Origin of the sequence: Pacificibacter sp. AS14 (assembly GCF_038899935.1) — a bacterium.
In the GTDB taxonomy this organism is placed as follows: Bacteria; Pseudomonadota; Alphaproteobacteria; order Rhodobacterales; family Rhodobacteraceae; genus Celeribacter.
The window spans coordinates 265,524-278,292 of record NZ_JBBMQI010000003.1 but is presented as its reverse complement, the minus strand read 5'-3'; the positions used below and the strand labels follow the sequence as shown (position 1 = coordinate 278,292).

The 12,769-nt window shown below is 49.8% G+C and carries 21 protein-coding genes and 1 pseudogene; 19 read left to right on the top strand and 3 right to left on the bottom strand.

Annotated features, from left to right (window positions below; genetic code table 11):
* The 5 genes and pseudogenes from tuf to WNY38_RS05650 all read left to right on the top strand — a co-directional run.
* Window positions 1–183, top strand: a pseudogene (tuf, locus tag WNY38_RS05670) (elongation factor Tu); the annotation flags it as partial.
* A gap of 345 nt (window positions 184–528) precedes the next feature.
* Window positions 529–837, top strand: coding sequence for a 30S ribosomal protein S10 (rpsJ, locus tag WNY38_RS05665; protein ID WP_342856354.1), 309 nt, complete (start codon window positions 529–531; stop codon window positions 835–837).
* A 14-nt stretch (window positions 838–851) separates the two neighbouring features.
* Entirely contained in the window at window positions 852–1,577 is a 726-nt protein-coding gene (gene rplC / locus WNY38_RS05660; RefSeq protein WP_342856353.1) for a 50S ribosomal protein L3, read from the top strand.
* Window positions 1,574–2,194 (top strand): 50S ribosomal protein L4, encoded by a 621-nt coding sequence (rplD, locus tag WNY38_RS05655; RefSeq protein WP_342856352.1) that lies wholly within the window; start codon window positions 1,574–1,576, stop codon window positions 2,192–2,194. Before rplC ends, rplD begins: the two co-directional genes overlap by 4 nt.
* Window positions 2,191–2,487, top strand: a complete 297-nt coding sequence (locus WNY38_RS05650; RefSeq protein ID WP_085848209.1) for a 50S ribosomal protein L23 — start codon at window positions 2,191–2,193, stop codon at window positions 2,485–2,487. Before rplD ends, WNY38_RS05650 begins: the two co-directional genes overlap by 4 nt.
* A 72-nt stretch (window positions 2,488–2,559) precedes the next feature.
* Here the strand turns inward: WNY38_RS05650 and WNY38_RS05645 are convergent, their stop codons facing one another.
* A complete protein-coding gene (locus WNY38_RS05645) occupies window positions 2,560–3,504 on the bottom strand; it encodes an NYN domain-containing protein (RefSeq protein WP_342856351.1) in 945 nt (314 codons plus the stop codon).
* 407 nt (window positions 3,505–3,911) lie between these two features.
* Between WNY38_RS05645 and rplB the strand changes: the two genes are divergently transcribed.
* From rplB to WNY38_RS05610, 7 genes are all read left to right on the top strand, one after another.
* Window positions 3,912–4,751: a 50S ribosomal protein L2 gene (gene rplB, locus WNY38_RS05640; protein WP_342856350.1), complete on the top strand. Its 840-nt coding sequence runs from the start codon at window positions 3,912–3,914 to the stop codon at window positions 4,749–4,751.
* A 3-nt stretch (window positions 4,752–4,754) separates the two neighbouring features.
* The gene (gene rpsS / locus WNY38_RS05635) at window positions 4,755–5,033 is read left to right on the top strand and encodes a 30S ribosomal protein S19 (protein ID WP_342856349.1); all 279 of its coding nucleotides are present in this window, start codon (window positions 4,755–4,757) and stop codon (window positions 5,031–5,033) included.
* Window positions 5,034–5,036: 3 nt separating this feature from the next.
* Complete coding sequence (gene rplV, locus WNY38_RS05630) at window positions 5,037–5,417, top strand: 50S ribosomal protein L22 (protein ID WP_342856348.1); 381 nt, start codon at window positions 5,037–5,039, stop codon at window positions 5,415–5,417.
* The gene (gene rpsC / locus WNY38_RS05625) at window positions 5,417–6,124 is read left to right on the top strand and encodes a 30S ribosomal protein S3 (protein WP_342856347.1); all 708 of its coding nucleotides are present in this window, start codon (window positions 5,417–5,419) and stop codon (window positions 6,122–6,124) included. The genes rplV and rpsC overlap by 1 nt, the downstream gene beginning before the upstream one ends.
* 13 nt (window positions 6,125–6,137) lie before the next feature.
* Entirely contained in the window at window positions 6,138–6,551 is a 414-nt protein-coding gene (gene rplP, locus WNY38_RS05620) for a 50S ribosomal protein L16 (protein ID WP_123794175.1), read from the top strand.
* 113 nt (window positions 6,552–6,664) lie between these two features.
* On the top strand, window positions 6,665–7,609 hold the full coding sequence (locus tag WNY38_RS05615) for a hypothetical protein (RefSeq protein WP_342856346.1): 945 nt from the start codon (window positions 6,665–6,667) through the stop codon (window positions 7,607–7,609).
* Between the two features lie 231 nt (window positions 7,610–7,840).
* Window positions 7,841–8,617: an ion transporter gene (locus WNY38_RS05610; protein WP_342856345.1), complete on the top strand. Its 777-nt coding sequence runs from the start codon at window positions 7,841–7,843 to the stop codon at window positions 8,615–8,617.
* 12 nt (window positions 8,618–8,629) lie between these two features.
* Here WNY38_RS05610 and WNY38_RS05605 read toward each other — a convergent pair whose 3' ends face one another.
* Both WNY38_RS05605 and WNY38_RS05600 read right to left on the bottom strand, forming a co-directional pair.
* Window positions 8,630–9,115 carry a hypothetical protein gene (locus WNY38_RS05605; RefSeq protein ID WP_342856344.1) on the bottom strand — a complete coding sequence of 162 codons (486 nt, stop codon included), beginning with the start codon at window positions 9,113–9,115 and terminating at the stop codon, window positions 8,630–8,632.
* Window positions 9,116–9,122: 7 nt separating this feature from the next.
* A complete protein-coding gene (locus tag WNY38_RS05600) occupies window positions 9,123–9,743 on the bottom strand; it encodes a TIGR02466 family protein (protein WP_342856343.1) in 621 nt (206 codons plus the stop codon).
* 155 nt (window positions 9,744–9,898) lie between these two features.
* Here WNY38_RS05600 and WNY38_RS05595 point away from each other — a divergent pair, with 155 nt between their 5' ends.
* The 7 genes from WNY38_RS05595 (at window position 9,899) to rpsN (ending at window position 12,758) form a co-directional block, all read left to right on the top strand.
* A complete protein-coding gene (locus WNY38_RS05595; protein ID WP_342856342.1) occupies window positions 9,899–10,384 on the top strand; it encodes a bacterioferritin in 486 nt (161 codons plus the stop codon).
* Between the two features lie 258 nt (window positions 10,385–10,642).
* Window positions 10,643–10,843 (top strand): 50S ribosomal protein L29, encoded by a 201-nt coding sequence (gene rpmC, locus WNY38_RS05590; RefSeq protein ID WP_215944158.1) that lies wholly within the window; start codon window positions 10,643–10,645, stop codon window positions 10,841–10,843.
* 14 nt (window positions 10,844–10,857) lie between these two features.
* A complete protein-coding gene (gene rpsQ / locus WNY38_RS05585) occupies window positions 10,858–11,085 on the top strand; it encodes a 30S ribosomal protein S17 (RefSeq protein ID WP_342856341.1) in 228 nt (75 codons plus the stop codon).
* A 111-nt stretch (window positions 11,086–11,196) separates the two neighbouring features.
* Complete coding sequence (gene rplN / locus WNY38_RS05580; protein WP_215944160.1) at window positions 11,197–11,565, top strand: 50S ribosomal protein L14; 369 nt, start codon at window positions 11,197–11,199, stop codon at window positions 11,563–11,565.
* Window positions 11,565–11,870 (top strand): 50S ribosomal protein L24, encoded by a 306-nt coding sequence (gene rplX, locus WNY38_RS05575; RefSeq protein WP_342856340.1) that lies wholly within the window; start codon window positions 11,565–11,567, stop codon window positions 11,868–11,870. Before rplN ends, rplX begins: the two co-directional genes overlap by 1 nt.
* A complete protein-coding gene (gene rplE, locus WNY38_RS05570; protein ID WP_342856339.1) occupies window positions 11,870–12,433 on the top strand; it encodes a 50S ribosomal protein L5 in 564 nt (187 codons plus the stop codon). Before rplX ends, rplE begins: the two co-directional genes overlap by 1 nt.
* A gap of 19 nt (window positions 12,434–12,452) precedes the next feature.
* On the top strand, window positions 12,453–12,758 hold the full coding sequence (rpsN, locus tag WNY38_RS05565; protein ID WP_215944163.1) for a 30S ribosomal protein S14: 306 nt from the start codon (window positions 12,453–12,455) through the stop codon (window positions 12,756–12,758).
* Window positions 12,759–12,769: the final 11 nt, after the last annotated feature.

Below are 12,769 nucleotides of genomic sequence, written 5' to 3'. Positions count from 1 at the left end.
ACAACTGACGTGACAGGCACTGTTGTTCTTCCTGAGGGCACAGAAATGGTCATGCCAGGCGACAACTTGAAGTTCACCGTTGAACTCATCGCCCCAATCGCGATGGAAGACGGTCTTCGCTTTGCGATCCGCGAAGGCGGCCGCACAGTTGGCTCCGGTGTTGTGTCTAAAATCATCGAGTAATTTACTCTTCGAATGATCTACACAAAGAGCCGCCCTTCGGGGCGGCTCTTTTCATTTGAGGCTTAGGTCGAGCTGGATGATGTTGATCAAAGTCGCCACAAATCTTTGTCCGAAATGGCCCAAATGATGCAGGTCTCAGGCCACTGATCGTCTACCCTGTCTGACTCATTTCACATTTTCACACCAAGGGTATTGCCACACAGCATTTCGCGCTGTATTGGGCGTGAATTCGTATCTAACGAAGTCTACGGGTGAGATTCGTCTCGCCCTTTTTCGAGTTCGATGTGGGGATCGCAATGGTGCGGTTTCGACCTCTCAATTCGTGAAGCCGCGAAAGGCTATATTATGCAATCGCAAAATATTCGCATTCGGCTGAAGGCATTCGATTTCCGCGTTCTTGACGCATCTACACAGGAAATCGTGAGCACTGCTAAGCGCACCGGCGCTCAAGTACGTGGCCCGATCCCACTGCCAACCAAAATCGAAAAATTCACTGTTCTTCGTGGTCCACACGTCGACAAGAAATCCCGCGATCAGTTTGAGATCCGTACGCACAAGCGTCTTCTCGACATCGTAGACCCAACACCACAGACTGTGGACGCGCTGATGAAGCTCGACCTCGCTGCCGGCGTTGACGTCGAAATCAAAGTATAAGGGGGCAATTGAATATGTTGCGCTCTGGTATTATCGCGAAAAAAGTGGGCATGACCCGCTTGTTCATGGAAGACGGCAAACAGATCCCTGTAACCGTCCTTCAACTCGAAAACTTGCAAGTTGTTGCGCAGCGCACATCTGAGAAGCACGGCTACACAGCTGTTCAACTCGGTTGCGGCAATGCAAAAGCAAAACGCACATCCCAAGCTATGCGTGGCGTTTTCGCCGCTGCGAATGTTGCGCCAAAACGCAAAATCGCAGAATTCCGCGTAGACGAAGCGAACCTCATCGCTGTTGGTGAAGAAATCTCAGCTGAGCATTACTTCGAAGGCCAATACGTTGACGTTGCCGGTACATCTATCGGTAAAGGCTTCCAAGGTGCGATGAAGCGTCACAACTTTGGCGGTTTGCGTGCGACACACGGTGTGTCTATCTCTCACCGTTCGCACGGTTCAACCGGTCAGTGTCAAGATCCAGGTAAAGTTTTCAAAGGTAAGAAAATGGCTGGTCACATGGGCGCTGCTCGTGTCACGACACAAAACCTTCAGGTTGTCCGCACAGACGCTGACCGTGGCTTGATCATGGTCAAAGGCGCTGTTCCTGGCTCCAAAGGTGGTTGGGTCACCGTCAAAGACGCTGTGAAAAAGCCGTTCCCTGAGAACGCGCCACTTCCAGCTGCTCTGAAATCTGCTGTTGTAGAAGCTCCGGCTGAAGCACCTGCTGAAGGAGGTGAAGCATGAAACTTGACGTAATCAAACTTGACGGCGAAAAAGCTGGCACATTGGATCTCGACGAAGCACTTTTCGGTCTTGAACCACGTGCAGACATTCTTCACCGTGTGGTTCGCTGGCAGCGCAACAAAGCGCAAGCTGGTACACACAAGGTAAAGACACGCTCAGAAGTTAGCTACTCCACGAAGAAGATCTACCGCCAAAAAGGCACCGGTGGCGCTCGTCATGGTTCCCGTAAAGCGCCGATCTTCCGTAAAGGTGGTATCTACAAGGGTCCTACACCGCGGTCTCACGCTCACGAGCTTACGAAGAAATTCCGTAAACTTGGCCTGAAACACGCGCTCTCCGCGAAAGCTGGAGCAGGTAACCTCGTAATCCTCGACGACGCCAAATTGGCTGGCGCGAAGACTGCGATGCTTGCAAAAGCCGTCAAAGAGCAGGGCTGGAAACGCGTCCTCATCATTGATGGTGCAGAAATCGACACAAACCTCAAAGCCGCAGCTGCGAACTTGACCGGTGTTGATATCTTGCCAACTATGGGCGCCAACGTATACGACATCCTGAAGCGTGACACACTCGTGCTCACCAAATCAGCTGTCGAAGCTCTGGAGGCTCGCCTCAAATGACCACTAAAGCAGATATGTACGACGTAATTCGTAAGCCTATCATCACTGAGAAAGCCACTATGGCATCTGAGAATGGTGCGGTTGTGTTCGAAGTTGCGATCGACTCTAACAAACCACAAATCAAAGAAGCCGTCGAAACGCTCTTTGGTGTGAAAGTTAAAGCCGTGAACACATCGATCACAAAAGGTAAAGCAAAACGCTTCCGCGGGATGCTCGGCAAACGTAAAGACGTTAAAAAAGCCTACGTGACACTTGAAGAAGGCAACTCCATCGACGTGTCCACTGGTCTCTAAGTTCGATCCGAACTGGAACTGGTTAGAAATTGAAAAGCCCTCCGAGCAATCGGGGGGCTTTTTGTTTTGGCGTTAAGTTGACAGGTGTTTTGCGATGTAGGTCTCAATGTACTTAAAAACCAAAGCAGCGCCTTCGTCTGTTTCAAGCAGGTCGATCGGCCTCTTGTTTTGCAGATACTCGCTCTGCTCATGGGCCCAACGTAACGTTTGTCCCTCTGTTTTCTTAACGAGTTTTGATAATTCTATCATCTTCTCTACATGATGAGGTTTTCGATACCACGATTTGGGCTTTTTGCTATGTCGCCGAGCTCCGCTGATTGTATACGGCAATTGAGAACTGTGCAGCTCTTCATCGGTAATGTAAGTCCGTGTCCAGTCCGCCAAATCGCTTAAGTCTCGGTTTGCAAGGCGTTCAACGTTTCCGCTTTTAGCGTGCTTCCGAGTAGGGATGACAAGGCCTCTGACAATATTTGGTTTGCGGTCTTTGATCATTTGAAGTGCAGGAGCTAAGTCGGTGTCGTTTGTGACTAATATGATTTGGTCGACGTCACCTGATATTGCGTCATCGTACATCTGCAATGCGATATTCACATCAGATTGCTTTTCTTCTAGCTTCCAGACTTGAACTTTGGCGCAGTCTCTGGGGAGACGGTTAGGTTGGCTTTCGTCAACTAGAAATTGATTGGACTTAAATTTGGAGTAGCTACCTAATATTATTTCTATTTTGTTGCCGCAGTGTTTTGCTAGAGCATTATGGTAAGTTGCTTGTGAGGATACTGAATCTTCGGCTCGTGCGGCACTGTCAATGATCTTTGCTGTGAAGTACTTGAGTGCACTCGCGTCAGTTAAGCGCATTTTACTCGGTGGTAGGCTTTGATTTGGTTGATATAAAATCGTTGGTAGTATGTGTTTTTCAAATAATGCTGGAACATCTAGCCATTTAAACGGTGTCCCGCGTAGGCAGCCGTAATAGAAGTTATACCCATCTATATAAATACGGGTTCGAAGTTCGGCCATAATTGCCTCCCGAATGCAAAAAAACCGGCTTGCGCCGGCTTTTTATCCCAACCCCTATGAGTTCAAGCCTCGCTAGGTGAAGGGTTAGTTGTTACCTCTAACTACCTCTTCCAACCGGCTATTGTCAACAAAAATTTGACCGCGAAACTAAGTGGATCGATCGATTCTAAGTTCTTTAGTGGGTTTAAGTGTTTATATCAGATTCTATAAAGATAGTTGAAGAGAGCGTAAAACCCCACTCCCCACTAGACACCCTACACCCCCTCTGATACTTCCCAGCAATCTTGTGGCTATAGATTCGTTCTATGGCCTCTCGATATTTGAATTTGGGCACCTACGGGGGCCTACACACAGACCTTCAGGGCAACCTGAGCACAAGGTCACAAAGCAAACGGAAGACAGAAACTATGGCACTAAAGTCGTATAAACCAACGACGCCTGGCCAGCGCGGGCTGGTTCTGATCGACCGTTCGGAGCTTTGGAAAGGACGTCCAGTTAAATCTCTCACTGAGGGTTTGACGAAAAAGGGCGGCCGGAACAACACCGGACGGATCACGATGCGTCGCATCGGCGGGGGCGCTAAGCGTCTTTACCGCATCGTCGATTTCAAGCGTAATAAATTTGATGTTCCTGCGATTGTTGAACGGATCGAATATGACCCGAACCGCACCGCGTTCATCGCACTGATCAAATACGAAGACGGCGAGCAAAACTACATCATCGCTCCTCAGCGTCTTGCAGTTGGTGACACAGTCATCGCATCTGCTAAAGCTGACGTGAAGCCTGGTAACGCTATGCCGTTCTCCGGTCTCCCAATCGGTACCATCGTACACAACGTTGAGATGAAACAGGGCAAAGGCGGCCAGATCGCTCGTGCTGCTGGGACATACGCTCAGTTCGTTGGTCGTGACGGTGGCTACGCTCAGATTCGCCTTTCTTCGGGTGAGTTGCGCATGGTTCGTCAAGAATGCATGGCAACGGTTGGCGCAGTTTCCAACCCTGACAACTCGAACCAAAACCTTGGGAAAGCCGGCCGTAACCGCCACAAGGGCATCCGCCCATCCGTACGTGGTGTTGTTATGAACCCGATCGATCACCCGCACGGTGGTGGTGAAGGTCGTACGTCAGGTGGTCGTCACCCAGTGACACCTTGGGGTAAGCCGACTAAAGGCGCGAAAACGCGTAAAAACAAAGGGAGCGATAAACTTATCATCCGTTCCCGTCATGCTCGGAAGAAGGGTCGCTAGAATATGGCACGTTCTGTCTGGAAAGGCCCATTTGTGGACGCTTACGTCCTCAAGAAAGCCGAGAAAGCTCGTGAGTCTGGTCGTAATGAGGTCATCAAGATCTGGTCACGCCGCTCAACAATTTTGCCTCAGTTCGTTGGTCTCACCTTTGGTGTGTACAACGGCCGCAAGCACATTCCTGTAAACGTCACAGAAGACATGATTGGTCAAAAGTTTGGTGAGTATTCACCAACACGTACCTACTACGGTCACTCTGCAGACAAAAAAGCGAAACGGAAATAAGTCATGGGTAAGGTATCAAATCCCCGCCGCGTGGCCGACAACGAAGCAATGGCGAAAACGCGCATGCTCCGTACGTCTCCGCAAAAGCTCAACCTCGTTGCTCAGATGATCCGCGGTAAGAAAGTCGACAAGGCCCTCACGGACCTGACGTTTTCTAACAAGCGTATCGCAGCAGACGTGAAGAAATGTCTTCAGTCCGCAATTGCCAACGCCGAAAACAACCACAACCTTGACGTCGACGAACTCGTCGTTGCTGAGGCTTGGGTTGGTAAAAACTTGACTATGAAACGTGGTCGTCCACGTGCACGTGGTCGCTTCGGCAAGATCTTGAAGCCATTCGCCGAAATCACCATTTTGGTGCGTCAGAATGAGGAGCAAAGCTAATGGGTCATAAAGTCAATCCAATCGGCATGCGTCTGCAGATCAACCGCACCTGGGACAGCCGCTGGTACGCAGAATCCAAAGACTTTGGTAATCTTCTTCTGGAAGACATCAAAATCCGCGAATTCGTTAAAGAAGAGTGCAAGCAAGCTGGTATCTCTCGCGTGATCATCGAACGTCCACACAAGAAATGCCGTGTGACTATTCACACTGCACGTCCTGGTGTGATCATCGGTAAAAAAGGCGCAGACATCGAAACACTTCGCAAGAAGATCGCTTCCATGACTGACTCTGAATTGCACCTCAACATCGTTGAAGTTCGCAAGCCAGATCTTGATGCTGCTCTCGTTGCTGAGTCTATCGCTCAACAGCTGGAACGTCGTGTTTCTTTCCGTCGCGCTATGAAGCGTTCGGTTCAGAACACAATGCGTCAGGGTGCTCTTGGTATCCGTGTAAACGTTGCTGGCCGTCTTGGCGGCGCGGAAATCGCGCGTACTGAATGGTACCGCGAAGGTCGCGTTCCGTTGCACACTTTGCGTGCGGACATCGATTACGCAGCTTTCGAAGCTATGACTGCTTACGGCATCATCGGCATCAAAGTTTGGATCTTCAAAGGCGAGATCATGGAACACGATCCACAAGCACGTGATCGTCGTCTCGAAGAAGCCCAACAAGGTCCGGCGCCCCGTGGCGACCGCGGCCGTCGCTAAGGAGATCTGATAAATGCTTCAGCCAAAGCGTACGAAATTTCGCAAGATGCACAAAGGCAGCATCAAAGGTCTCGCCAAAGGCGGATCTGATCTGAACTTCGGCACTTACGGTCTTAAGGCTCTCGAGCCTGAGCGCGTAACTGCTCGTCAGATCGAAGCTGCTCGTCGTGCAATGACACGCCACATGAAACGCCAAGGCCGCGTTTGGATCCGCATCTTCCCAGATGTACCGGTAACATCCAAACCGACCGAAGTTCGTATGGGTAAAGGTAAAGGCTCTGTTGATTATTGGGCATGCAAGGTCAAACCTGGCCGCGTTATGTTCGAAATCGACGGCGTTGGTGAAGACGTTGCACGTGAGGCCCTGCGCCTTGCTGCAATGAAATTGCCTGTCAAAACCCGCACCGTGGTGCGCGAAGACTGGTAAACGTCGACGGTGCCTTCGGGCGCTCTTGACCACCAAGTCGAACGAAATAAAAACCCCCGTCGAACAATCGGCGGGGGTTTATTGCTTTTTGTTCCGGTTTCTAAGAAACATGTTTGATGAAATATCTATGCTTGGACCAAAATCAATGGAGCGCTTTGGATGCTGCTCGTCATGACCCCGTGAAGTATAGGGAAACGTTTGAAGTTCTTAGAGTGATTTCAAACAATGTGGCGAATGGGACCTTGATTGTACCTATCCTGGCTGGAAACATCTTTGAAACGGGTAAGATTTCTGATGAGCAAACCAAACGCGCTCGACTTTGTTTGATGAATACACTCAGCTGCGGTCACTTTTTGGTCGGAGCTGATCTGAGGCGACATATCGAAATCTGCGATGTCCTTGCTCGAGAATTTGGAGCTATCGTTCCAGACCGAGAAATTGATTGGTTCATTACGCGAAAATTTTGGGAGGCGACGTCGGTGCTCTCTTTAGATCTTTCTGAGGGAATTCATCAGCTGACAGAGCTTTGTCCGGAAATGATGTTCTTTTCCTATATGTGTGATTTGCCTTCAGATACGCGTTCTGCTGCTTATGCTGAGTATGAAGCTGGGGCGCAAAATCTGTTGTTTGAAATTCAGAAGCGTCGAGCGAAGGCCCATTCTCAAAGTCTTTCGATGAGGCGAAAAATTTTGAGTGTTCAGTTGTGGATGGATGCGCAAGACGCATTTTGGAAGGCTATCGACCGCCTTAAAATACCTAGTGAAAGATTTAAGGAGGCAAGCAGCACAGTAATGAAAAATTTAATTCGTGACGTGCCTTCCTTATTTGTGGAGAGAGAATTGTCGTTGTGCATCGAAGCAGAAGAGACAACTTTGAACAGTCATGATTTGGTTGATATGCAATTTTTCACGGGGGCTATTGCGTATATGGATATTGTCGTAGCGGAAAAAGGCTTTGTGAATAGAGCCATGCAATGCAAGCTGGACGAAAAATTTAACACACGTATGATTTCAAATTTGCACGACCTTCCTGCAGTTCTCAATGAGGTTGATGAATAGGCGCAATCGGGTTTTGCTTTGCCAAATTGGCCAAGTGTTTTACATATTTGCACGGTTTTACCTGTTATCGCTTTACATGTTTTAAACAAACCTAAGCTAATTGCGTGCTCAACAACCGAGCAGTTCGCAAGGCGAGCGTGACCGTGGTTCAGCGATTTTCCCACCGAGACTTGATCCCACGCGCCACACAGGTCATATCTAACGGCAACTTACCCCAATAAGGCCCCCCCAATGCGCGCGCAGATTGCAGATATTCTCGACCGGTCTTTGACCCAAAATATCATCATGGGCGTGATCTTGTTCAATGCTGTGATTTTGGGGTTAGAAACCTCTGATGCCGTTATGGCGCGGGCAGGTGGGCTGATCCACGCCTTGGACGTGACCTGTCTCGCCATCTTTGTGATCGAAATTATCGCCAAAATCTATGCGCGTCGTTTGGCCTTTTTCAAATCCGGCTGGGGCCTGTTCGATTTGGTCATCGTTGGCATCTCGCTTTTGCCCTTTGCTCAAGGTCTGGCCGTGCTGCGCGCTCTGCGTATTTTTCGCTTGCTGCGGGTCATCTCTGTGGTGCCGTCTTTGCGCCGCGTGGTCGAAGCCTTTATTATGGCTTTGCCCGGCATGGCCTCGGTGTTTTTCCTGACTGGGATCATTTTCTACATCGGGTCCGTGATGGCGACCAAACTTTACGGCGAGACCTTCCCCGAATGGTTCGGCACGTTAGGCAGCTCGCTCTATTCATTGTTCCAAGTTATGACGCTGGAAAGCTGGTCCATGGGCATCGTGCGCCCTGTGATGGATGTGCACCCGAACGCTTGGCTGTTCTTTATCCCGTTCATTTTGGTCACAGCTTTCGCGGTGATGAACCTCGTCGTTGGTCTGATCGTCAACTCCATGCAAGACGCCCACGCCGAAGAAGCCAATGCCTCGACACAAGATCACCGAGACGAGTTGATGGCGCGTCTGGATCGGATTGAGAAGGCTTTGGGGGCAAGGACTGCCGGGCGTTAGCGAGCAACCTATTCACGCATCGTTAATGTATTTTAGTCCATCGATAAGTGGAGCGATCATCGAATTTGGTAATTCATTAAGTTTTGTGTACTTTAATCCGCCTTGACGAAGTTCAGTCTTAGGGAGAGCAAAAGCGCCCTTGTCCAGCAAGTGGTGGCGTCTCAAATACATCTTAATATTGCTTGTTTCTGGGAAACGTCGTGCAGATCGCATCAAAGTTGCTTCACCGATGACTTCGCCATGAAATTCTATCCAAGCATGTCCGTCCCAGACGACGCCTGTTTTGGGCCTTCTTGGAAAGGGTTTTTTGTATTGAAAGGCTTTGATGCCATCACAAGACAACGATCCCAGTGCAACACAAAGTGCAATTCCATCCTTCGCTAGCTCCGAAGATATTAACGAACAAACGCTCACACATTGATTGTCAATATACCTGTAGGATTTAAGTACTTCAGTTGAAATTTCTAAGAAGCGCTTGGCTGCGGAATCAAAATCCATCAACACTTCACCCCCAATTATAATTAAAGCTCACAGAAATACGGTGCTCTTCGGACATGTTCATCGGCACCTCGTGGCGCAGCCAGCTTTCCCACAAAAGCACATCACCGACTTCTGGTTTTACGTAAACGAAGCTCTTCATCTCTTCGCGGGCGTCTTTGATACGTGGCGGAGCGGCCATCATCATCGCATGGCGGGGGTCTTCGAGTTTGAGCGCAGAGGCGCCTTCGGGCATGGCCACGTAAGTGGTGCCAGAGATCACAGAATGCGGGTGGATATGTGCTGAATGCGCGCCGCCTTCGGGCAGTATGTTGATCCACAGGTCTTCCAACACCAGTTTGCGATCATCTAAATCGAATTGCAGATCGGCTGCAAAGGCGGCGACATGTTGATCAAGACTGTCTGTGATGTCTTTGAAGATCGGAAAGCGCCACGCAAGGTCGGTCAAAGACGCGTAGCTGGTATAGCCCGCAAAATCATTGGCCTCACACCAATCTTGGCCCGCCTCGTCATCCTCGGCTATCGACAGGCAAGAGTTTTCCAACTCGTCCGCATCCACAGGCGTGCCAAATTCACGAAGGGCCGCGCGGTACAGGCGGGTGACGAACAGAGATGAGATGTTGGACATGATGTGTTCCTCAAAATTGGGGATGCCAAAGGCATTTTCTCACATCGCATGTGTGTGAAAAAAGTGCAATCATGGGGTGTAAACTTGGCACAGGCCCCTATGTTAGAACTAATCTAATTCGGCTCTCAAAGGGCTCTTCGAAAGGACGTAATGTAATGAACAACGACACGACATTGAAAAATCTCAATACGGCGTTTCAACTGGAATTGACTGCAGCGCATCAGTATCAGCTTCATGCGCATGTTCTCGACGATTGGGGGTTGGATAAGCTGGCCGAAAAAATGCGCGAAGAATTTGCAGAAGAGACCGAACACTCGAATCTATTCCTTGAGCGGCTGTTCGAACTTGGCGGCACGCCAGAGGTAGCGTTTGCTTCGACACCAAAGATTGCGGCCTCGTTGAAAGATATGTTCAACATGGACTTGGTTGATGAACGTGCAGCAGCCGAGTTCTACACTAAAGCGGCCAAAACGGCCTATGACGCTGGCGATCTGAAATCAAAGGCGCTTTTTGAATCTATCGCGATTGACGAAGTTGGCCATAAAAGCTGGCTGGAACTACAGCTCAGCTTGCTGGAGCGTATAGGCGAACAAAACTACGCGTCCAAATATGTGTCTGCAGGCGTGTCTGAACAAGAGTGATCGGCCGAGTGGTGTGAAGCGCAAACCCCGTCCTATGTGGCGGGGTTTTGAATATATGCGGGTTGGTCGTAGACCCGCTATGCTGCGCTTGGTGAGCGAGGCCTAAGTTCAAAGCTTTCGCTTGCTATGGCGTTGCATCCCCCCTATAGAAGCACATCGCTCGAACCCCGTCAGGGGATTCGTGTGTTTTGACATTACCCACCAGATCCTGGGTGACCCTAACGGGGGCCCACTGGTGCTTAGGAAAAGGATAAGGCTATGAACGCCGACGAACTGCGCGCCAAAACGCCAGACCAGCTTCGCGAAGAGCTGGCAAATAACAAAAAAGAGTCTTTCAACCTGCGCTTTCAACAAGCAACTGGTCAGCTCGAAAACACCGTTCAAATCCGTAAAGCGCGCCGTGCAGCTGCACGTGTGAAAACGATTTTGAACGAAAAAGCCGCAGCTGCGGCTGAGTAAGAGGAGCTGAGACTATGCCAAAACGTATCCTTTCTGGTGTTGTGACATCTAACCAAAACGAGCAAACAATCACTGTTTCCGTTGAGCGTCGCTTCAAGCACCCAGTTCTGAAAAAGACCATTCGTAAGTCCAAAAAATACCGGGCACACGATGAGACAAACCAATTCAACGTAGGTGATCTTGTTCGTATTCAAGAATGCGCACCTAAGTCGAAAACCAAGCGTTGGGAAGCTCTCGTATAAGCGATCGATTTTAACGCAAGTTGAAATCGGTTGTGCGGGAATAACTCAGCATAATCGAAACCCTGGGGATCCACGCCGCTGCAGGCAGCCCCAAAGGTCGGGAGAAACCACATGATCCAGATGCAGACCAATCTGGATGTAGCTGACAACAGCGGCGCTCGCCGTGTTCAGTGCATCAAGGTTCTCGGCGGTTCACACCGTCGTTACGCGTCAGTGGGTGACATCATCGTTGTATCGGTGAAAGAAGCCATTCCACGCGGCCGTGTGAAAAAAGGGGACGTGCGTAAAGCCGTCGTCGTTCGCACAGCAAAACAAGTTCGTCGTGAAGACGGCACAGCAATCAAATTTGACAGCAACGCTGCTGTGATTTTGAACAACAGCAATGAGCCAGTAGGTACACGTATCTTTGGCCCAGTTGTTCGCGAATTGCGTGCGAAAAACTTTATGAAGATCATCTCACTTGCGCCGGAGGTGCTGTAATGGCTGCTAAACTCCGCAAAGGTGACAAGGTCATCGTTCTCGCTGGTAAAGACAAAGGCAAACAGGGCGAAATCGCTTCTGTGAACCCGTCTAAAGGCAAAGCTGTGATTGAAGGCGTTAACGTCTACTTGCGTCACACAAAAGCGTCCCAAGGCGACCAAGGCGGCAAAACACCGGTATCTATGCCAGTTGATTTGTCCAACCTTGCGATCCTCGACGCCAACGGCAAAGCGACACGTGTTGGCTTCCGCATGGAAGAAGACAAAAAAGTGCGCTTCGCTAAGTCCACAGGAGACGTGATCTGATGCTTGATACTGCAAATTACACACCACGTCTTAAGACTGTGTACGCGGATGTTGTTCGTCCAGCCATGAAAGAAGAATTTGGCTACAAGAACGACATGCAAATTCCACGTCTGGACAAAATCGTTCTCAACATCGGTTGTGGCGCTGCAGCTGTTCGTGATTCCAAAAAAGCAAAATCTGCTCAGGAAGATCTGACACTCATCGCTGGTCAAAAGGCTTTGACTACGATCGCTAAGAAATCCATCGCTGGTTTCCGCGTTCGTGAAGACATGCCTCTTGGTGCGAAAGTTACTCTTCGCGGCGAAAAGATGTACGAATTCCTCGATCGTCTGATCACGATTGCTATGCCACGTATCCGCGACTTCCGCGGCGTATCTGGCAAATCCTTTGACGGCCGTGGCAACTACGCCATGGGTCTTAAAGAGCACATCGTCTTCCCTGAAATCGACTTTGATAAAGTTGATGAAAACTGGGGTATGGACATCGTAATCGCAACCACTGCGAAAACTGACGCAGAAGCTAAGGCAATGTTGAAAGCTTTCAACATGCCTTTCAACAGCTGATCGCGAGGAGTTAGAGAACATGGCTAAGAAATCCATGATCGCACGTGAGCGTAAACGCGAGAAATTGGTAGCAAAATACGCTACCAAACGCGCCGCTCTCAAAGAGATCATTTATGACCAAGAGAAGCCCATGGAAGAGCGTTTTCGCGCAACCATGAAGCTTGCTGAATTGCCGCGCAACAGCTCGGCTGTCCGTCTTCACAACCGCTGTCAGCTGACTGGCCGTCCTCACGCTTACTACCGTAAGCTCAAGGTCAGCCGTATCATGCTGCGGGAACTTGGCTCATTCGGCCAAATCCCTGGCCTCGTGAAATCAAGCTGGTAAGGAGAGCATAA